This window comes from Bellilinea caldifistulae, from assembly GCF_001306055.1.
GTDB lineage: Bacteria > Chloroflexota > Anaerolineae > Anaerolineales > Anaerolineaceae > Bellilinea > Bellilinea caldifistulae.
The window spans coordinates 120,430-140,725 of record NZ_LGHJ01000013.1 but is presented as its reverse complement, the minus strand read 5'-3'; the positions used below and the strand labels follow the sequence as shown (position 1 = coordinate 140,725).

Here is a 20,296-nt window from a genome sequence, read left to right as displayed (position 1 = left end):
ACCGATATGACCTATCTTCTGCTTTCGAATTTATCCAAATTCTACGGGAATACCCTTGCGGTAGAAAATTTCAACCTTGAGGTTGAGCGTGGTGAGTTTGTTTCCTTTCTCGGTCCGAGCGGGTGTGGCAAGACAACAACCCTGCGAATGGTAGCAGGATTTGAGGTGCCTGATCAGGGCCAGATTGTGCTGGAAGGGGAGGACATTACCCAGTTGCCGCCAAATCAACGCATGGTAGGGATGGTATTCCAATCCTATGCGTTGTTTCCCAATATGAATGTGGCGGACAATGTCGGTTTCGGTCTTTCGGTACGCAAAATGCCCGCTGAACAGATCCGCCAGCGGGTTTCGGAAATTTTGAAAATTGTCCAACTGGAAGACCTTCAAAAACGCTATCCTTATCAGTTATCGGGCGGGCAGCAGCAGCGGGTTGCTCTTGCCAGGGCGTTGGCGATTCGCCCGCGCGTGTTGCTGCTTGACGAACCTCTTTCAGCCCTGGATGCCAAGATCCGGGTCGAATTGCGTGCAGAAATCCGTCGCATTCAACAAGAATTGAAAATTACTACAATCTACGTTACCCACGATCAGGAAGAGGCGCTGTCGCTTTCGGATCGGATTGTGGTGATGAATAAGGGCAAGATTGAACAAATTGGCACACCCTTTGAAATTTACAATTATCCCCAAACGGAGTTTGTGGCTTCCTTCATCGGACAATTGAACCTGATACCGGTTCAGGTGGTTGACCGTGAAGGCGGGCTTTACCGGATTGGCACACACACCATTCAAGTTGAGCAAAACCATCGCACGCCGCTTAGCAGTCAGCCCAAGCTGGCAATTCGTCCCGAAGAAGTCAAGCTAGGATCTGTGGAGGGTTGGAATCAACTGACTGCGCTGGTTCGGCAAATTTCCTTTTTGGGAGCGATTGTCCGCATCTGGCTGGATGTTGAGGGTGTCTCGCTTTTGCTGGATGTGTTCAACGAGCGAAAACTGGAATTGCCCAAAGTCAACGAAAAGGTGGTAATTAGTTTCCCGCACCACGCCTGCTGGGTTTTGTGAGAATTCAATTCCTCGGGCGGCTGCCAGCGGCTTTCTGGTACCAGCGCTTACCCAGCCATATTAGAGCAACTCCGCCCAAAGCGGAGAGAATGCCCATAATGATAAAGGCATCCTGCCAGAATCGCAGCGGGAACAGACGGATGAGTGTGTCCGAATAGTAGAAAAGCCAGGTGTCTCCCTCAAAGAAGATCAGGTGAAAGCCGGTGAATAGCGCGGAGAAGCCAATCATAACCCCTACCAGAATCAAGCCGATGACAATCAGCACCCCCCAGCCGGCTCGCGAGAGGGTCAGCCAGTAATCGGCCAGCCAGTTGCCGCGCCAGGCCCACACACCGGTCAGGAAAATAAACATTCCTAAAATGATCCATGCTCGAATCATCTGCTGCACCAGAATTTTTACATCCAGCATATGGCGCAATTCGCGTTCATTGAAGACTGCAGACCCATTTTCAAACTTTAAATCTCCGAGGAATGAGATGTCTGCATCGTTCAAAAGATATTTGAGGGAGAGATTGGCCCAGTGGAGACGATCATCTTTGGTAAAGCCAAACGCATCTGGCGGGAAGCCGGGCAGGTTGTATTCAATGGTCAGGAAAAGCGGATTCATCAAAAGCCGTATCGAAGTCATCATGACAAATAAAACAACGGCCGGCAGCAAAATAGAGAGGACAAGTGAGCGAATGGTTTTCATTGCAGGGTCTCCACTTCCCCGGAAAATAAAAAGTCCAAAATCATTTCGTTGGTGATCCACTCAATGGGTGAGCGGTCATCGGTGAACACCACTCCCGGTGGCGGGGCGGGCTGCAGATTTTGAAGGGTCACCGCCATGGATTGGAGCAACAGGTAGGGGGTTTCGGCAGATTGACTCAATTGCTGAAAATTTGCAGCGAGGTTTTCTGCCACCGTTGGCTGCACGGTCGCAAACAGGATGGAGTTAAAGGAATCCGGTAAATCCATGATGTGGACGCTGGGAAAGACCTGTGCGATGGTTGTGTAGAGGGTATTGATCAACCGACGATCCGTGGGGCTGCGTCCAACGTTGATTACCATGACACCATCATCTGTCAGACGATCTCGCACCAGTTGAAAGAATTCCAGGGTGGTCATGTGCCATGGGATATAGGGCGGGCGGTAGGCATCTACACTGATGACCTGATACTTTTGGTTGCTGCGTGCCAGCCCCCAGCGCCCATCTTGAACGATGACATTCAGGTAGGGCAAATCCATCCCAAAGTAACGGCGTCCAACCTCAACGATCTCCGGGTCAATTTCAATGCCGTCAATGATCAGGTTGGGAAATACCAAACCAGCCTGTCGGGCGGTTGTGCCGGCAGCCAGACCGACAATCGCCATGCGGCGGATGTCGCCGGGTTGCACCGGGGGTGGGTTAAAAAATGGAGCAACCAGCACCTGTTCCCATGGACCGTTGTAAAAATACTCGGTGGGATGATAGACCGAATGCACCCCCTGTCCGTCGTTGAGCCGCAGGTAGCGGGTTTGACCGAACTCCAGAACCTGGATGTAGTTGTAAGCCGAATCAGTTTCGAAAATCAACCCCGCGCTGGACTTGTCCGTTCCGCGTGTTCCAAATACCGCCAGCAGAATCAGAATGACCGGCATCCAGGTATAACCCAGGGTGCGCCGCCAGCCGCTGGTAACACCCAGTCCGAGTAGTGCAATCAATAGCAGGAAAGCCGAAATGGTCAGGAAAGTACGGTAAGTTCCGACCAGCGGGATGAGAATCAATACCGGAAGAAATGTGCCAAGGAATGAACCGAGGGTGGAAATGGCGTAAATGCGCCCGGCCACACTGCCGGCCGTTCGCGAATCCAAAAGCGCCAGGCGGATTGCAAACGGAGAGGCCGTGCCCAGTAGCGTGATGGGAATGAAGAACAGAATCATCACCACGCTGAAAGAGCCGAACAAGACCCCTAAATCGAGGTTGTCGAAGGCATTGGCGGCCAACCGCAAAATCGGACGTGAAGCCAGCGGTATCAAGCCAATCGAAAAGGCTGCCCAGATCAAGATTTGAAAAAAGGTCGAGTAATGCGGAGAACGATCCGCCCAGCGTCCGCCAATGAAATAACCGGCGGTCAGGTAAATCAGGATCAAACCGATGATGCTTGCCCAGGTCAGGTTGCTGGTGCCAAAATAATTGCCCAGCAAGCGCGAGGCGGACATTTCGGCTGCCAGAGTAGTCATGCCGGAGACAAACACAGCCAGATAGAGCCATTTGCGCATGTGGTAGATTATACCGTGAGGTAGCGGATTACTCCCGGATTTAACCATGGGGAAGTTGACTATAATTGATTGGCAGGAGGCGATGAAAATGAGACCGATTCCACTGGTAACCGTTAATCAGATGCGGGCGATTGAACGCGAGGGGGATGCACGGGGTGTTTCTTACGCCGAAATGATGGAGCGTGCCGGACGCGGTGTGGCTCAGGTGGTTATGCGTTTACCGCACACTTTCCCGCGCCTCAGTGTGCTGGGTTTAATCGGTTCAGGGAATAATGGCGGAGATGGATTGGTGGCGCTGGAAGCACTGGCGCAGGCCGGCTGGAAGGCAAGGGCTTATCTGGTGCGTCCGCGCCCGGCTGAGGATGCTCTCTTGCAGCGAGTCAGAAAGGCCGGCGTGGAGATAGGGGAATTTGCCCATGATCCGGGTTTTGTCAGGCTGGATGAGTGGCTTTCAGCCAGTGATGTTTTGCTGGACAGCGTGCTGGGAACCGGCATTCAGTTGCCCCTCAAAGCAGAGGTGGAACGTGTTTTGGCGCATATCCGCGATCTGGTTGGCTTGCCGTTCGTTGTGGCGGTGGATTGCCCTTCCGGCGTGGATTGCGACAGCGGAGAGGCTTCTCCGGCGGTCATCCCCGCCCACCTGACAGTTTGCATGGATGCTGTCAAAGCCGGTTTGTTACGGTTCCCGGCAGCGGAGTTGACCGGTCAGTTGGCGGTGGTGCCCCTCGGGCTGCCGACCGATCTGACGGCCTTGCAAGAAGTACGCGATTTCGTCGCCTGCGGGGCCGGGGTGCGTGAATGGCTGCCGGCAAGACCTGCAAGCGCCCACAAAGGAACGTTTGGCACGGTGCTGGGGGTAGCCGGTTGTGAAGACTACATTGGCGCAGCCGGACTGGCAGCCGAGGCGGCCTATCGCAGCGGGGCTGGTCTGGTAAGGATGGCGGTCATTCCGACGGTGCGCAATGCGCTGGTAAGCCGATTGAGCGAGGTTACCTGGCTGAGTCTTCCGGAAGAACAGGGGAGTATCGCGCCGCAGGCGGCTCAAATCATCCTTGCCCATCTTGAGCGGGTGACGGCTCTGTTTATCGGGCCAGGTTTTGGCACTGCCCCTGCCGTGGGCGGGTTTGTACAGGAGTTTTTCAACCTGGCAATTGACCTGCCTCCCATGGTGGTGGATGCGGATGGGCTGCGGCTGTTGACGAAGATTGAGAAATGGCATAAAAAATTGCCATCGCCGTCGGTTTTAACCCCCCATCCCGGTGAGATGAGTGCTCTAACCGGCCTCTCGACTTCTGAAATTCAGGCTGACCGGCCCGGTACGGCGCGCCGTTTTGCTGCTCAATGGGGGCATGTTGTCGTGTTGAAGGGGGCATTTACGGTTGTTGCCTCACCCGATGGAACGGTTTATCACATTCCGGTGGCTTCTGCGGCACTGGCACGGGCAGGCAGCGGCGATGTGTTGACCGGTCTGATTGCAGGCCTTCTTGCTCAAGGGATTGCCCCATTCCCGGCGGCCATTACTGCCGCGTGGGTTCATGCAACCGCCGGTTTAATCGCTGAGCAACTGATCGGACAATCGGCTTCGGTGCTGGCGGGCGATATTCTGCGAGCTGTGCCTCAAGCGTTGACCCGTCTTTACCAGCGGAAATACATACATGACCCGATGTGGATAGTGGGTTGAATCAAAAGCAGCCGGAAGATTTTGTCCGGCTGCTTTGAAAAATCTGGTTGATTTAAGAGAGGGTTTCGCCGATTTCTTCGGCTGCATCGCCAGCCTTGGAGGCGGCTTTGCTCAGTTTGGATTTTTGTTCTTCAAGTAAGGTTGAGCCTTTTTGCTGCAGTTCCTCAGCAGATTTTTTGGCTTTTTCCAGCAGTTCTTCAGCGCGGCGCAAGGCCTCGTTGGCTGCTTTTTCGGCTTCGGCATAGGTGGTATTGACCGTTTCTGAGGCTTTGTCGCGCAATTCAATGGCGCGCTCTTTGATCACCTCACGGGTCTCTTCGCCGGATTGGGGGGCAAGTAATAAAGCCGTAATGGCGCCGGTCAAACCTCCAATCACAAAACCGATCAGGAAGGCTCCAAAATCATCTCGTTCAGACATCTCAATCTCCTTTCTTTGGCATTTTTTAAATAGATGGGTTTTCGCATCAACCCGGTTCACCGCCGGTCCGGGCGGATGAAGTCAAAAAGTTTACGCAAGCCGGCAAGATACTCATTCAGTTTCAAGACGGGTTCAACCAGATTGTTGCTGAGGAATTGGGTCGTGCCGCGCAGGTGATTAACTGTCTCATTGGTTGAATCCAGAATTGGCTTGATTTCATTTTGCAGCAAGTTGATCAACGTGGCGACTTGAATGATCAGCACGATCACCGCCACTCCTAATACCAGTGATTCCAGCGCCATGATGATGATAAAAATATCCCGAACCTTGGCGGTGGTACTTTCGGGTGAAAGTGCCAGCAGGACGATCCCGCCGATCATCAGCAAGACAATTACAACGACGGCTGCAATGATACCAGCCGCCCGTCGGTTCTCTCTGGATCTTTCTGATGGGGCTGATTCGGGAACGGCAGTTGACGGTTGACTGGTTGGTTCAGCGGATGCGGGTTGAGGTTCCTCGCTCATGCAATCATTATAACATACCTGAAATGCTACCGAAGATCGAGATTAATCAAATCATAACCTTCCAAAAATCCCCAGAAGGAATCACCCAACAGCCAAGAAGGGGAATCTCAGAATCAATCGGCTTTGTTTATAATTGAAATGAGGGTTGCACGATGAGTATTGAACCGGTTTACCGTCGGCTTCTGGAAAGCGGTGAGGCTCATCAGCGGATTGAACAAGCCTATGCTCACCTGCAAGCCTGCGATGTGTGCCCGTTAAGATGCGGGGTCAATCGTCTGGCAGGTGAGAGGGGAATGTGTAAGACCGGTGCCCGCGCTCAGGTGAGCAGTTTCGGCGCTCATTTGGGAGAAGAACAGCCGCTGAGGGGCTGGGCTGGTTCAGGCACCATTTTCTTTGCCCGCTGTAATTTAAGGTGTGTCTTCTGCCAGAATTTTGAAATCAGTCAGGTGGGAAATGGACGTGAGGTTGAGCCAGAGGAGCTGGCGGAAATCATGCTCAGGTTACAAGCCGCCGGCTGCCACAACATCAATCTGGTTTCTCCGACGCATGTTGTGCCGCAGATCATTGCAGCCGTGCTGATCGCGGCACAGGCCGGTTTGCGCCTACCGCTGGTTTACAACAGCGGCGGTTATGATTCGCTGGATATGCTGGCATTACTCGATGGGATAGTGGATATTTATATGCCGGATATGAAATACGGGGATAGTGAAATCGCCCGCCGCTTCTCGAGGGTGCCGCGTTATGTTGAAGTTAACCGTGCGGCGGTGCGTGAGATGCAGCGTCAGGTGGGAGATTTACAAATGGATGAACAGGGTATTGCCCGGCGTGGGCTGCTGGTACGCCATCTGGTGTTGCCCAATCAACTGGCCGGTACCGAAAAAGTGCTGCGATTTCTGGCGGATGAAATTTCCAAAAATGTCTATCTCAACCTGATGGATCAGTATTACCCGGCTTATCAGGCGCATAACTACCCCGGTCTAAACCGGCCGATTACCTCACAAGAATACCAGGAGGCAGTTGCAATTGCCCGGCAACTTGGCTTGAACAGGCTGGATCAACGCCAACGCCGCGGCCTGTGGGAATGACTTGGGTGGCTTCCGGATTTTCCACTCAAACCCAAGCAACCCGCTAAGCTCCTGGCCCTCGGCTAGCGCTGGATAGGGGATCGAAGTCAATGAATTAGCAGGATAAATTCGGCTTTGCGATCCTGCACCATGCGGCGGATTTCGCTCACCGTGCCGCGCAGAACCTGCTCGCCCGGCAGGGTCAGGTTCAAACCAAGTGTCACCCGCCGATTTTTACCGGCAGTCTTTTCGATATCTTCCAGCAGACTGGACAGGCGGTAGGGCGTATCCATCAAGACAAGGGGAAGATTCAGGCGCAGCAAGCGCTGCAATTCCTGACGGCGTTCCTGCGGAGAACGCGATAAGAATCCAGCATAGACAAACCGTTCGACCTTTGTATCCAGCAGGCTGAGTAGGGCCATCAGCGAGGAAGCACCCGGTACTGCAGTTACGGGAATGCCCATTTTAACCGCCTGGCGGATCAGTTCTGCACCGGGGTCAGCAAATACGGGGGTGCCAGCATCGCTGATCAGCGCCATCTTTTCGCCCAGTGCCATCCGCTGTACGAGAGTGGCTGCTTGTTCGGCTTCGTTGTGTTCATTGAGGGAAATCAGTTGTTTGGGGGTGATGCCCAGTTTCTTAAGCAGGGTACTGCCCTGGCGGCGTTCTTCGCAAATGACCACATCAACTTCTCCCAGAATGCGAATAGCCCGCAGGCTGATGTCTTCCGGGTTTCCAATCGGGGTTGCAACCATGTATAATTGACCCATATTCATGTTGGAGATTATAAAGCATTCTGATTACGAATGGCTGACATCCACAAAGTGTAGAAGAAGCATCGTTCGAGAGGTTGTAAATGATTACCGCATTGGAGAATTTCAATCCTGTTGTTCAAGCATTGTTTGCGACGCTCTTCACCTGGGGGGTCACCGCTCTGGGGGCAGCCGGTGTGTTCTTAACCCGAGAAGTCAACCGGCGGTTGCTGGATACCTTACTGGGATTTGCCAGCGGGGTGATGATTGCTGCCAGTTTCTGGTCACTGCTGGCGCCGGCAATTGAGATGTCCACCGGTTTAGGGATCCCCGGCTGGATCCCGGCCGTAATTGGATTTCTATTTGGTGGCGCTTTTCTTTATCTGGTTGACCGATTGTTGCCACATCTTCACGTTCGCGAGCCGCTCAGCGCGGCAGAGGGAATCAAGACCTCATGGCAGCGCAGCGTTCTGCTGGTGCTGGCAATCACGTTGCACAATTTTCCAGAAGGTCTGGCAGTGGGGGTCGCCTTTGGGGCGGCAGCCAGCGGCATCCCCGAGGCAACGATTGCCGGAGCAGTTGCACTGGCGATTGGAATTGGGCTGCAGAATTTTCCCGAAGGTCTGGCAGTATCTGCGCCTTTGCGGCGCGAGGGTGTTTCTCGCTGGAAAAGTTTCTTAATGGGGCAGGCTTCCGGCCTGGTTGAGCCGATAGCCGGTGTATTGGGAGCGGCGGCGGTGTTTTTCATCCAGCCGATTCTGCCCTACGCGCTGGCCTTTGCTGCCGGGGCAATGATTTATGTATGCGTCGAGGAGTTGATACCGGAGGCTCAGCGCGGTGAACATTCGGACATGGCTACCATCGGGCTGATGCTTGGTTTCGCTGTGATGATGGCGCTGGATGTAGCCCTTGGATAAGCCCACCCGGTTTTCGCGGGTCAGCCGCATCACCTTTTTATTGGTGGTCTTTTTTGCGCTGGATAAAGCAGTAGCCTTCATCCGGCAGGTGATTATTGCCCGCCAGTTCGGACTTTCAGCGGAATTGGATTCGTTCAATGTCGCGAATAACCTGCCGGATTTGCTGTTTGCGTTGATTTCCGGCGGAGCGCTGGCAATGGCTTTCATCCCGGTGCTGGCGGAAGAAATCACTAAGGGGGGCAGGCAGGCAGCCTGGAATCTCTTCTCCAAAATTGCCAATCTGGCGTTTCTGGTCACTGCCGGATTGGCGGTGCTGGTCGCTCTCTTCGCGGATCCGATGGTGCGCTGGGAATTGGGGATTGCGCCGGGCTTTGAAAGCGGCCAGCAAGACCTGGTGGTCAACCTGATGCGCCTGAATCTGATTGCCACTCTCATCTTCTCCATCAGCGGCCTGGTGATGGCGGGCTTGCAAGCCAATCAACATTTTCTGTTGCCGGCAATGGCACCGCTGTTGTATAACTTCGGTCAAATTTTTGGCGCACTGGTGCTTTCGCCTCAGGAAGGTTATCGGCTGGGGGGAATTACCTTACCGGCTTTTGGGCTGGGGGTGCACGGACTGGTGTATGGCGTGATCCTCGGCGCGCTGCTGCACCTGGGGATACAGCTTCCCGGTTTAATTCGCTACCAGTTCCGCTGGAACAGCGGGCTGGGGTTGCGAACCGAGCCGGTCCGTAAAGTGCTGCGCCTGATGGGGCCCCGCCTGATCACCATGATGTTCATCCAGTTGATTTTTATCGTGCGCGATAATCTGGCTTCGCGATTGGAAGAAGGGGCGGTTACCGCACTCACCTACGGGTGGATGATCTTTCAAGTGCCGGAAACGTTAATTGGTACGACGATTGGGACGGCACTGCTGCCCACCCTTTCAGAACAGGTGGCACGTCAGGAACGCGAGGAGTTCTTCGCCAGTGTTCAGCGAGCGGTTCGGGTGTTGATTGCGATTACCCTGCCGGTGGCTGTGATTTTATCTTTCGGACTACGTCCCCTGCTGTTACTGGCGTTTGATTTTGATTCTGCCGGAACGGATTTGCTGACCTGGGTCACGCGGGCTTATCTGGCGGGGCTGGTGGGGCAAAGTCTGGTGGAAGTGGCGGTGCGGTCGTTTTATGCCCGTCAAAATGCGCTGATTCCTTTATTGGGGGCCGGCTTTACCTTTGCCGTGTATGTGCTGGTAGGCAGTCAATTGTACCGGTTGGTGGGGGCGGCCGGCATCAGCCTGACCGACTCGATTGCATTCACCGCCGAGGCAGTTCTCCTTTTGCTGATCCTCAACCGGCGGCTGGTGCGTTCGCTTCAGGTGGGGGGCAGCCTGCTGCGCGGTTTACTGGCAGCGACAGCCGGCGGGGCAGTGGTCTGGTTGGGAATGACCCTCATGGCGGACTGGAATCCCTTACTTCAAAGCCTGATTTCCCTGGCCGGCGGAGGGCTGGCAGCCATCCCCATCCTTCTACCTGAATTGCGTTTGATCCTTAAATTATGAGGTTGAGGTAGGGTATAATTGCCCTCATGACGGACAAGGCTACCATCAATGACAAAATCCATTCGCCGGCCGATAGTCGGGCAGAAGTAGAAGAACAAGCCGAAACCAATCCGCGTAAGAGAATACCCTTCTGGGTCTTTCTGGTGGGAGTTGTTTTTCTGTTGGCTGGGGCGGCAATCGGTGTGTTTTTGGGATATCGCGCCGGTATCGAGTTGCGGAAACAGGCTCAACAAAGTCAGGTGATCATGGAAGCGACCTACCAGTTTCAACTGGGACTGGTTGATTTAGAATCCGGACGCTATGAAACCGCCCGCAAACGCTTTGAATATGTCATCTCGCTTCAGCCGGATTTTCCGGCAGCGGCGGAGAAATTGGTAGAAGCCAATATGCTGTATTCTCTGGCTCTGACACCTACCGCAGCGCCTACCCCAACGTTGGAACCCACCCCTGATTTGCGTGGTGAGGAAGAAATTTTCAATCAAATTGCCCAGCACCTGGCAAACAAGGAATGGGGGCAGGCGATTGAGGCCATACAACGGTTGCGGGATAAGAACGTGAACTACCGTTCGGTGGATGTGGACGGGATGTACTACATTGCCTTGCGTTTTTTGGGGATTGAGAACGTCAGCCGCGGGGAGTTGGAAGTGGGGATTTACAACCTGACGCTGGCGGAAAGATTTGCTCCGCTGGATGTGGAAGCCCAGAATTATCGAAATTGGGCGCGCATGTACCTCTCAGCAGCCAGTTTCTGGGGGGCGGATTGGGCGAGAGTTGTGCGATATTTTGCCGATATTTACCCATCACTGCCGAATTTAAGGGATGCTTCGGGAATGACCGCGGTGGAGCGCTATCGAGTGGCTTCCATTCGTTATGGCGATCAGTTGATGACGCAAGGTTTGTACTGCGATGCCGAGCTTCAATACCGCAATGCGTTGACCATCCGCCCGGATCCAACTGCCGAAAGTGCGGCGGCTCAGGCAGCAGAATACTGTGCCAATCCGCCGAATCAAGAAGAACCGGAAGAAACCTTACCGCCGGAAGACCTAACTCCAACCCCCCCTGATGGGGGCGAACCCCCGCTGGAAACCCCCACGGAAACGCCCTCAGGAGGATAGCAGGTTCTATGGAGAATCTACCCGATTGGGGATTGGCACTGGCATACTGGCTGCACATGCTGGCAACGGTGACATGGCTGGGCGGTTTGGCAGCGCTGGGGATTCTGGTGATTCCCAATGCCAGAAGGATGCTGAATGCCAGTGATTACACCCTCTTTCTGGAAAAAGTGCAGAACCGTCTTCAACAGATTGGCTGGTTCAGTCTGGTGGTGTTGACCGGGACGGGGATGTTTCAGATGAGCGCTCATCCGGCCTATGAGGGATTTTTAGCGATTGAAAACAGCTGGTCGGTGGCGATCCTTGCCAAACACGGAGTGGTGGCTTTGATGGTTGCGGTCAGTGCTTATAACACCTGGGGATTGACACCGGCTTTACGCCGGCTGGCCTTGATGCGCGCTGCAGGTAAGGAGTTGCCTTCGGATAAATTGATGGGCTTACAAAAACAGGAAGACCGCCTGTTGCTTCTGAATGGGGTTTTATCGGTGGTGGTATTGCTGTTGACCGCCGTGGCGCGGGCTTCTTCCTGACTCGATTGCTTACGGGCGCGGGGCGGTGTAGAAGCGGTACGGTTCATCCGGGTAATAATGCCAGATTTTGCGTCCCGGGAAGGCACGCATGACTTGTTGATTTTCTTCCTCGCTCCGGCTGAAAACGAACACAAAGGGTGTGTCCAGATAGGGAGAACTGAGTTCCAGTAAGGTGGCATATTCCCGCCAGTTATTCTGGCGATGAACAAAGATCAGTGCGGGGGTCAATTGGGTGGCGTTTTGACTCTGGAAGGGCAATAGCTGCTCACGGCTTGCACCGTAAAGGTGAATCATCCCGCCTAAGCGGGCCGGCAGATAGAAACACAAGTTACATGCCAGCAAAGCCGTGGAAACAGCGGCAACCAGCCCAAACCGCAGGCGGGAAGCCCACCAACCAACCGTGAATGGCGGATCGGCAGTTAATTTACCCGCCAGCCATGCAATGCCGGCTGCTGTTAGCAAAGTGACGCTGATCAGTCCTTCAAAGTAATAACGCGGCCCGTAGAGTTGCGCACCAATCCAGTAAAGCATGTAAAACAGCATCAGAGAAGGTGCAATTGCAAGAGTTGACCAGGCCGTTTTCTGACGGCGGAGGGCAAATAAACCGAAAGGTAAGAACAGCCATGAGACTCGCCCCCAGCCAAACAGGTCACTTACACCGCTGTGCAAACTGTGTTTCAGGTTCAACCTTGCCCAGTAGAGATTATGCCCGCCTTCTTGAACGCCGATGCCGGGGCCAAAACCGATTTTGTCATACTCCCACCACAGGGTGTAGGGGTTGAGCAGGAAGTTGCCGGTCACAGCATACTGCCAGACAAAAAGCAAACCCGCCAGCAGGCCTGCCAGTATTCCTGTACGGATCATCGCCATGCGGACGGCGGGAGAAGATTTAAACAGGCGGATGATGCCCTCTATCAAAAAGGGAAAGGCCACCCCTACCGCCGTGAGCGGACGGGTGAGCGCCAGCAATCCAAGCGAAAAACCACCCAGTAGCACACTCATCCAGCGGGGTATGGAGGGGTGAAGGATTGTCATTTCCAGCCACGCCATCAGGAAGGCCAGAGTCAGAAAGAACGACCAGATATGGGAAAGTAATGTTCCGGCATTTAACAGAAAGAATGGCGAAGTGAGGGTTAACAGGGCCGCCAGAATACCGATGATCGGGCGGGTCAGACGGCTGACCAGTCGGTAGGTCAACCAGATGCACAGGGCGGCAAGTAAGGGGTTGACCCAGTCGCGTAGATCCAACCGTACACCCAGAGAAAGCACAGCCGGCCAACCGGGAGGGTACTTGGAAAAGCGTAATCCGTTGTAATCCACCACAAAGGGCGTCAGAAAACAACGCGGGCAGGGTGGAGATTGGATGGCGAGTTGATTGCGGGTGTAAAGGGAAGCCTGCCACGAATAAGCCACTTCATCTTCAATATGCGGCACCCCTTCGTAGATTCTGGTTGTAACCTGATAAACCACCACAAGGGTGAGCAGCGCCAGAAGCAGGGCAGTCAGGTCAGGCAGGCGTTTCATGGAAGTGGTATGGGATCAGTCTCCTATGGGAATGGCGGTCAAATCATGCGGCAAAGCCCCGCTGATCTGCACTGGAACGATGCTACCTGCAGGGACTTTCCCTTCAATAAATACCAGCCCGTCAATTTCAGGAGCATCACGGTAAGACCGGCCAATGGACAAATTGCGGTCAACTCCTTCGACCAAAACCTCCAGGCGTTTACCAATCAAGGTCTGATTTCGTTGCAGGGAAATTTTTTCCTGCAATTTCATCAACCGTTCCAACCGTTCCTGTTTTACCTCGGCCGGGACAGGATCGCCCAGCGGTTCACTGGCGGTGCCGGGTTCAAAGGAGAAGGTGAAAGCCCCAACCCGGTCTAACCGAACATCTTGTAAGAAATCCAATAAAGTCTGAAATTCCTCTTCTGTTTCACCGGGATAGCCGACAATGAATGTGCTTCGGATGGCCAGATCCGGCATGGCAGAGCGCATTTTCTCCAGGGTTCGATAAACCCAATCCATGTTGGCCGGGCGGCGCATCCGTTTGAGGGTGGCAGGATGGGCATGCTGGAGAGGCATATCCAGATAGTGTAACAAACGCGGGTTGGATGCCATGATCTCGATTAAGCGATCGGTCACATAACCGGGAAAAGCGTAAAGGATGCGAATCCACGGGATTGAGGTGGATTTCAAGAGGTCTTCCAGCAAAGCTGGCAGGCCGTCCCGGATGCCGAGGTCATGCCCGTAATCGGTGGTGTCTTGAGCAATCAGGATCAGTTCCTGAACACCTTGCCGTTCCAATCGTTGGGCTTCCTGAATAATCGTCTCCGCCGGGCGGCTGACGAGCGTGCCTTTGATCAGTGGAATGGCGCAAAAAGCACAGGGGCGGCGACAGCCATCCGCAATCTTCAGATATGCGCTGCTGCCCTGAACCGCAGCGCGCAAGACCCCTTTTTCATCCCGCCCAATAACCCCATCTTCCGGAATGTGATAAACCGGCTGAGGCGGGAATTGGCGGATTTTCTCTATTACCTCCAGAATATCCATCCAGCGGCGCGTCCCCATTATGCCGTCAATACCGGGCACCTGCTCTAAAACCCATTCTCGATACCGCTGGGTCAGGCAGCCGGCGGCAATCAGTACCTGTCCACGGCGTTTGCGGCGGGCTAAAGCGCGCAGCTCGCGGATGGATTCATCACGGGCGGGTTGGATAAACCCGCAGGTATTCACAATCAGAACTGAGGCTTGGGCCGGTTTTTCGGTTGGCTGATAGCCGGCGCGTTGGAGCAATTCAGCCATGGAAGTCGAGTCGACTGTGTTTTTGGAACAACCTAAAGAAAGCAGATAAAAACTTTTGGAATTCATTCAACCTCTAAGGAACAAATGGTGTTACGGTTGGGGTGGGTAATTGCTGGGTAGGCTGAGGGGTAAATGTGGGGGGCAGGGTTGGCGCTGGAGTGCTGGTGAACAGCGGGGTTGGGACAACCGTACCTTCAGCGGTAAAGATCAAGCGGAGCACTTCGCCAGATGCCCCTAAATTCCCTAAATTGTTCTGGTTATACACAATTTGAAGTCCGGCTGCGTTTCCGCTGGTTAATTCGATGGCTTGTTTTCCGGTGAACGGATAGGCACTTCCGGGGATGGTGCGCCCTTCAAACGCAACCCGATTATCAACCACAACCCGCAGCCAGACGCGTTGATTGGCAATTACGTAAACCTGCACGGGGTCGGTGCTGGAGGGCAGCTGACCGGTGGCCTGGGTTTCTTCACCTTCTGCCGTTGCCGGGGGAAGTGCGCTGCCGTTATTTTGGGCAGCGGCTGGCGGGGGTGATGGCGTGGAGGTCGGTTCGCTCAAACCGTTTACGTCGGCTGTGTTTAATAACAATTCGGAAATAGAGGGGGGTGTTGCCTGTACCTCCTGATCCTGTAAGCCGGAAACGCGTGCCGTCCCCCAAACGACGAACACCAGAAGGATTGCAAACAATAAACCACCCACCAGCAAATCGGGTGTCATCCATCTCCGCAAAAAAAGCGAGAGAGGGTTGGGTGTGCGTACGGGTGTCGCGGAGGGAGTGGAGCGGGCAGGCGTGGTAGTAGTCAGGTGTTCCAGCCTTCGGCGTTGTAAACCATCCGCAAATTGCATCAGGATGGCTTCACTATCGAGGTTGAGAAATTCGGCGTAGTTGCGCAGCATCCCTCGGCCTTGAACAAGGGATGGTAGCTGATCGAAATGTCCTTCCTCGATGGCCTGTAAATAACGGGCTTTAAGGCGGGTAAACCGTTCAGCATCTTCCAGCGAAATTCCCAATGCTTCGCGTTGAGTGCGAAATTGCTGCCCAATTTGGGAAAAAATGAAAGAGGAACTTCCTTCAACCGGTGCCGGCGTAATGAGGGTTCCTTCTGGAATGGGAACAGAAGTTTCCGGGACGGTTTCGGAGCTGACTTCTTCTGTTTCTGGTAAGGTTATTTCCTCGTCCTCCAGTCGTTCTTGTGTTTGGATTGCATTATCCTCATCGGGAAGCGGAGTGGCCGTAACCGGCTCGGAAGTCTCCGATGGACTCGCTTCCTCCGCTATTGTGGGTAGGAGAATTTCCTTGTCTGGATATGCGTCCAGCAATGGTTGCGGATCAATGTTATAGGTGCCGGCAATCAGGCGCAGGTAACCCCGTGCCTGAACGGTTGAAGGCAGCAAAGACATTTCGTCGTTTTCCAACGCGCGGAGGTATGTGGGGTTGATGCGAGTTGTCTGAGCCAATTGCTCGAGGCTGATGCCGCGTTCCTCACGCAGTTGACGCAGGTATTGCCCGATGGTGAGTTTCATTGCCGTATTATACCCTCAATCAAAGACCGGCCTGCCGTGGAATCGCTGGCATTGGCCGGTCTTGAGAGGTTCCTCTTTCGGGTAATTTTTTCAGGCTTCGGCGGTTTCCTCAGCCGGGGTTTCGGTTTCGGCAGAGGGAACCTGCACCACTTCACCTTCGCGGTGAACAAGGATGCGGATTTCAGGCACCAGGTCAACCGTCAAACGGACGTGGGCAACATGTTCGCCCAAAGTACGAATCGGCTCACATTCGATCTGATGGCGGTCAACCTCAATCCCCAAATTTTGCTTAATTGCATCGGCAATCATCTGGGTGGTGATCGAGCCGTACAGTTTACCGGTTTCACCGGCTTTGGAGGCAAAAGTGAAGTACTTGCCGTTCAATTTATCGGCGACACTGCTCATTTCGCTGTTCAATTCCTGGCGGCGAGAAGCAGCTTTAGCGCGGATTTGATCCACCTGCTTAAGTGTGCCGGGTGTAGCCAGGACGGCCAATCCTTGCGGAATCAGATAGTTTCGTCCAAAGCCATCGGCCACTTTCTTCACATCTCCAGCGCGGCCCAGTTTGTAAACGTCCTTAATCAACAATACTTTCATGGTTCAAGCCCTTTCATTCCAAAAAAATTGAGTTTCGGCTGAGAGCGAAGGGTACAACGCTCAAAGCCCGATGATTCTACCAGACCCTTCTACTTCCGTCAAATCAAACCGGCTTATGTTCCATTGACATCCGGAATACGGTTCAGACCATAACTGCGAACCACCGGTAATACCGAGAGGATGCCGGTATTGGGCAGATTGAGATCGCCGGTTACCCGTTGAGTTGCTGCCACTACTTTATCTACCATGGCATCGTTTTCTACGATGGTGATCAGGGTGCGGTTGAGATTTTGGAGATGTTCTTGAAAATCCTCCAGACTGGGAAAGAGCGGCAAATCATCGCGCCACGCTCCTTTGGCGCGGATGCGAGCCAAACCGGTGCTGGGAAGAATGGTTACCCCACCAACACCGGCCTCCTCCCAGGCGTTCAACACCTGTTCGAGAAGTTCCGGATTGTGTAAAACAAAGAAAATCATGTACATATGGTCCTCCCGTAATCAATCGGGATTACTTATTCTTGAACAGGGGCTGGCGAAGAAACGGTTACTTTTCTAAAGGACGCACGCAACAAGGGCGGGGTGAGGAGGGTGGTAATCAGAACCATGCCAACGATGGCGGAAAATACGGTTTCGTTGATATAACCCTCCGCCAGACCAATGCTGGCAACAATCAAGCCCACCTCTCCACGTGAAATCATGCCAATGCCAAGTTGTAGCGATTCCAGCCAGTTGAATCCGCCCAGTTTTGCTCCCAAACCGCAGCCAATCACTTTCCCCAGTATAGCAAAAGTGCTGATGACCAGCATCAACCATAGGGCATTCAAATTGAGCGTGTGAGTATCTACACTCAAGCCAATGTTGACGAAGAATATTGGCACAAAGAAACTGTAAGCCAGCGAGCGTAATCCCGGCTCTATTTGACTTTTTTCGGGCGTTCGGGCAAACATCAAACCGGCCAGAAAAGTGCCGGTGATGGCTGCCATGCCGCCAATCAATTCGGCGGCCAGCCCATACACCATCATGATAATCAGACTGAAGGTTAAAATGCCTTGACTGATGGGCATGTTACTGATCCGACGGGAAAGTTTGGGGAGAACCCACAAACCAAAGGCTGCCGAAAGACTGAGAAATCCAATCATCTTTAGCAATACCAATAAGATGTCCAGCGCCGAACCCCCGCCCGAAAGTGCAAGAAAGGTGGAAAGCAAAAGGATGACCAGAATATCATCGAACACGGCTGCGCCGAGTAATCCCAATCCAACCCGGCTGCGCAATACTTTTAATTCCATCAAGGTTTGGGCAGAAATGCTGACACTGGTTGCGCCTAGCGTCAGTCCAATAAAGGCAGCGTTGTCGAAAGAGTAACCAAACATTTCACCTGCCAGAATTCCCAGCCCAACCGGTGTCAACACCCCCAGAATTCCACTGAAAGCCGCCACGCGGGTATTGCGGGTGAGCTCTGAAAAATGGAGTTCCAAACCCGCCAGAAACATCAGCACCAGAACGCCGATTTCGCCGAACTCTGCCACAACCTCGCTCAGGTGGCGGTCGGTGATGAAAACGAGGTGTGTCAGGTCAATCAATGACGGGCCAAGCAACAGCCCGACCAGCAATTCACCCAGTACTGCCGGCTGCCCCAACCGGGTGGTCAGATAACCGGCCAATTTTGATGCAAAGAGAATAATGGTGAGTACAAAGATTAATTGCAGGAATGGAGTCATCAAAATCCTTCCGGGCAGCGTTCAAAAAAAATGCCCCCCGCAGGGAAATTTTGCGCAGGTCAGGAAATTTGTTTGTAGTTTACCATAAATTCTTCCAGTCCGAATTGAGAGAGCCTACGGTATACTAAAATCAGGTTCACCTTTTTTAGAAAGAGGAAAAAATGTCGCTTGAATCCGAACGAAAACGTTGGGAAGAAGAAGTCCTCAAACCTCTAATTTCCAAATATCCGGAACGTCGGCCTGAATTTTTCACACCCTCTCAAATTCCCTTACCACGGCTGGGATTGCCATTTAAGTGTGACTATCTCAAAGAATTGGGTTTTCCGGGGGAGTATCCATTCACTCGTGGCGTCCAACCCACCATGTACCGTGGCCGTTTTTGGACGATGCGCCAGTATGCTGGTTACGCAACGGCAGAAGAATCCAATCGCCGTTATCGCTATTTGCTTCAGCAGGGGCAGACCGGGCTTTCGGTTGCGTTTGATTTGCCCACTCAAATCGGATACGATGCTGATGACCCGATTGCCAGCGGTGAGGTCGGCAAGGTGGGGGTTTCGATATCCTCTCTGAGGGACATGGAAATTCTCTTCAATGAAATTCCGCTTGACAAAGTCTCTACCAGCATGACCATTAACGCCCCAGCCGCGATTTTGCTGGCAATGTATATTGCAGTTGCCCGCCGCCAGGGTGTTGAGGAAAAATGGTTGCGAGGCACCATTCAAAACGATATTCTCAAGGAGTATGTGGCACGCGGCACCTATATTTTCCCGCCGGCGCCATCCATGCGGCTGATTACGGATGTGTTTCAGTATTGCGGAAAGAACGTCCCGCGCTGGAATACGATCAGCATTTCGGGGTATCACATCCGTGAAGCCGGGTCAACGGCTGTGCAGGAAGTCGCCTTCACCCTGGCGGATGCGATTGCGTATGTTCAGGCTGCCATTCAAGCCGGCCTGGAGGTTGACCGCTTTGCCGACCAATTGTCCTTTTTCTTTGCAGCCCACAACAACTTTCTGGAAGAAATTGCCAAGTTCCGGGCGGCACGCCGGATGTGGGCCAGAATCATGCGGGAGCGGTTTCACGCTCAGGATCCCAAATCGTGGATGTTGCGTTTTCACACTCAGACGGGCGGTTCAACGCTGACAGCTCAGCAGCCGGAGAACAACATCGTACGCGTCGCCATACAGGCTCTTGCTGCCGTGCTGGGTGGTACGCAGTCCCTGCATACGAACAGCATGGACGAAGCCTTGTGGCTGCCGACTGAAAAATCGGTGCGGGTTGCCCTGCGTACACAACAGATCATCGCCTACGAATCGGGCGTAGCCGATACGATTGACCCGCTGGCGGGTTCTTACGTCATCGAGTACTTGACCAATGAGATAGAACAACGCGCCTGCGAATACATCCAGAAAATAGATGCAATGGGCGGGGCGCTGGCTGCCATTGAAAGCGGTTATATCCAAAACGAGATTCAGGATGCCGCCTACCGCTATCAGAAAGCGGTTGAAAGTAAAGAACAGATTGTGGTCGGGGTGAATGCATTCCAGGTGGAAGAAAAGATCGAGCTGGAAGCTTTGCGGGTGGACCCATCCATCGAGCAGCAGCAACGCCAGCGACTGGCAGAATTGCGAGCCGGGCGAGATTCGGCAAAGGTCTCTGAGCTGCTGGGACAGCTGGAAATTGCCGCTAAAGGCAATGAAAATCTGATGCCCCTGTTCATTACCATGGTGGAAAATGATATAACCTTGGGGGAGATTTGCGGTGTTTTACGCAAGGTGTGGGGAGAATATGTGCCTCCCGCATGGATTTAGTTCAAGGAG

The 20,296-nt window shown here is 53.5% G+C and carries 19 protein-coding genes; 8 read left to right on the top strand and 11 right to left on the bottom strand.

Features of this window, described 5'->3' with window-relative positions; all coding sequences use genetic code 11:
* The first annotated feature begins 6 nt into the window (after positions 1 to 6).
* Positions 7 to 1,056, top strand: coding sequence for an ABC transporter ATP-binding protein (locus tag AC812_RS08055; RefSeq protein ID WP_061918296.1), 1,050 nt, complete (start codon positions 7 to 9; stop codon positions 1,054 to 1,056).
* A 4-nt stretch (positions 1,057 to 1,060) separates the two neighbouring features.
* Here AC812_RS08055 and AC812_RS08050 read toward each other — a convergent pair whose 3' ends face one another.
* The gene (locus AC812_RS08050) at positions 1,061 to 1,747 is read right to left on the bottom strand and encodes a TIGR01906 family membrane protein (RefSeq protein WP_061918294.1); all 687 of its coding nucleotides are present in this window, start codon (positions 1,745 to 1,747) and stop codon (positions 1,061 to 1,063) included.
* On the bottom strand, positions 1,744 to 3,297 hold the full coding sequence (locus tag AC812_RS08045; RefSeq protein ID WP_061918292.1) for a spermidine synthase: 1,554 nt from the start codon (positions 3,295 to 3,297) through the stop codon (positions 1,744 to 1,746). The genes AC812_RS08050 and AC812_RS08045 overlap by 4 nt, the downstream gene beginning before the upstream one ends.
* Positions 3,298 to 3,385: 88 nt before the next feature.
* Between AC812_RS08045 and AC812_RS08040 the strand changes: the two genes are divergently transcribed.
* The gene (locus tag AC812_RS08040) at positions 3,386 to 4,978 is read left to right on the top strand and encodes a bifunctional ADP-dependent NAD(P)H-hydrate dehydratase/NAD(P)H-hydrate epimerase (RefSeq protein ID WP_062158858.1); all 1,593 of its coding nucleotides are present in this window, start codon (positions 3,386 to 3,388) and stop codon (positions 4,976 to 4,978) included.
* 52 nt (positions 4,979 to 5,030) lie between these two features.
* Here AC812_RS08040 and AC812_RS08035 read toward each other — a convergent pair whose 3' ends face one another.
* Positions 5,031 to 5,396, bottom strand: coding sequence for a YtxH domain-containing protein (locus tag AC812_RS08035; protein WP_061918288.1), 366 nt, complete (start codon positions 5,394 to 5,396; stop codon positions 5,031 to 5,033).
* Positions 5,397 to 5,452: 56 nt separating this feature from the next.
* A complete protein-coding gene (locus tag AC812_RS08030; protein ID WP_061918286.1) occupies positions 5,453 to 5,920 on the bottom strand; it encodes a hypothetical protein in 468 nt (155 codons plus the stop codon).
* A gap of 152 nt (positions 5,921 to 6,072) precedes the next feature.
* Here AC812_RS08030 and AC812_RS08025 point away from each other — a divergent pair, with 152 nt between their 5' ends.
* Positions 6,073 to 7,005, top strand: coding sequence for a radical SAM protein (locus AC812_RS08025; protein ID WP_061918284.1), 933 nt, complete (start codon positions 6,073 to 6,075; stop codon positions 7,003 to 7,005).
* 86 nt (positions 7,006 to 7,091) lie between these two features.
* Here the strand turns inward: AC812_RS08025 and rsmI are convergent, their stop codons facing one another.
* Positions 7,092 to 7,760, bottom strand: a complete 669-nt coding sequence (gene rsmI / locus AC812_RS08020) for a 16S rRNA (cytidine(1402)-2'-O)-methyltransferase (RefSeq protein WP_082149160.1) — start codon at positions 7,758 to 7,760, stop codon at positions 7,092 to 7,094.
* 80 nt (positions 7,761 to 7,840) lie between these two features.
* Here rsmI and AC812_RS08015 point away from each other — a divergent pair, with 80 nt between their 5' ends.
* From AC812_RS08015 to AC812_RS08000, 4 genes are read left to right on the top strand one after another with little or no spacing between them, the layout of a single operon-like run.
* Entirely contained in the window at positions 7,841 to 8,653 is an 813-nt protein-coding gene (locus tag AC812_RS08015; RefSeq protein ID WP_061918280.1) for a ZIP family metal transporter, read from the top strand.
* On the top strand, positions 8,646 to 10,193 hold the full coding sequence (gene murJ, locus AC812_RS08010; protein WP_061918278.1) for a murein biosynthesis integral membrane protein MurJ: 1,548 nt from the start codon (positions 8,646 to 8,648) through the stop codon (positions 10,191 to 10,193). Before AC812_RS08015 ends, murJ begins: the two co-directional genes overlap by 8 nt.
* A gap of 26 nt (positions 10,194 to 10,219) precedes the next feature.
* Positions 10,220 to 11,308, top strand: coding sequence for a hypothetical protein (locus tag AC812_RS08005; RefSeq protein ID WP_061918276.1), 1,089 nt, complete (start codon positions 10,220 to 10,222; stop codon positions 11,306 to 11,308).
* An 8-nt stretch (positions 11,309 to 11,316) separates the two neighbouring features.
* Entirely contained in the window at positions 11,317 to 11,835 is a 519-nt protein-coding gene (locus tag AC812_RS08000) for a CopD family protein (RefSeq protein WP_061918274.1), read from the top strand.
* Between the two features lie 9 nt (positions 11,836 to 11,844).
* Here AC812_RS08000 and AC812_RS07995 read toward each other — a convergent pair whose 3' ends face one another.
* From AC812_RS07995 to AC812_RS07970, 6 genes are all read right to left on the bottom strand, one after another.
* The gene (locus AC812_RS07995; RefSeq protein WP_061918273.1) at positions 11,845 to 13,359 is read right to left on the bottom strand and encodes an STT3 domain-containing protein; all 1,515 of its coding nucleotides are present in this window, start codon (positions 13,357 to 13,359) and stop codon (positions 11,845 to 11,847) included.
* 15 nt (positions 13,360 to 13,374) lie between these two features.
* The gene (rimO, locus tag AC812_RS07990; protein WP_061918270.1) at positions 13,375 to 14,703 is read right to left on the bottom strand and encodes a 30S ribosomal protein S12 methylthiotransferase RimO; all 1,329 of its coding nucleotides are present in this window, start codon (positions 14,701 to 14,703) and stop codon (positions 13,375 to 13,377) included.
* 7 nt (positions 14,704 to 14,710) lie between these two features.
* Entirely contained in the window at positions 14,711 to 16,159 is a 1,449-nt protein-coding gene (locus tag AC812_RS07985) for a helix-turn-helix domain-containing protein (protein WP_061918268.1), read from the bottom strand.
* Positions 16,160 to 16,249: 90 nt separating this feature from the next.
* A complete protein-coding gene (gene rplI / locus AC812_RS07980; protein ID WP_061918266.1) occupies positions 16,250 to 16,756 on the bottom strand; it encodes a 50S ribosomal protein L9 in 507 nt (168 codons plus the stop codon).
* A gap of 113 nt (positions 16,757 to 16,869) precedes the next feature.
* Complete coding sequence (locus AC812_RS07975; RefSeq protein WP_061918264.1) at positions 16,870 to 17,238, bottom strand: P-II family nitrogen regulator; 369 nt, start codon at positions 17,236 to 17,238, stop codon at positions 16,870 to 16,872.
* A 29-nt stretch (positions 17,239 to 17,267) separates the two neighbouring features.
* On the bottom strand, positions 17,268 to 18,476 hold the full coding sequence (locus tag AC812_RS07970) for a cation:proton antiporter (RefSeq protein WP_061918262.1): 1,209 nt from the start codon (positions 18,474 to 18,476) through the stop codon (positions 17,268 to 17,270).
* Between the two features lie 161 nt (positions 18,477 to 18,637).
* Here AC812_RS07970 and AC812_RS07965 point away from each other — a divergent pair, with 161 nt between their 5' ends.
* Positions 18,638 to 20,287, top strand: a complete 1,650-nt coding sequence (locus AC812_RS07965; protein ID WP_061918260.1) for an acyl-CoA mutase large subunit family protein — start codon at positions 18,638 to 18,640, stop codon at positions 20,285 to 20,287.
* The last annotated feature ends 9 nt before the right edge of the window (positions 20,288 to 20,296 follow it).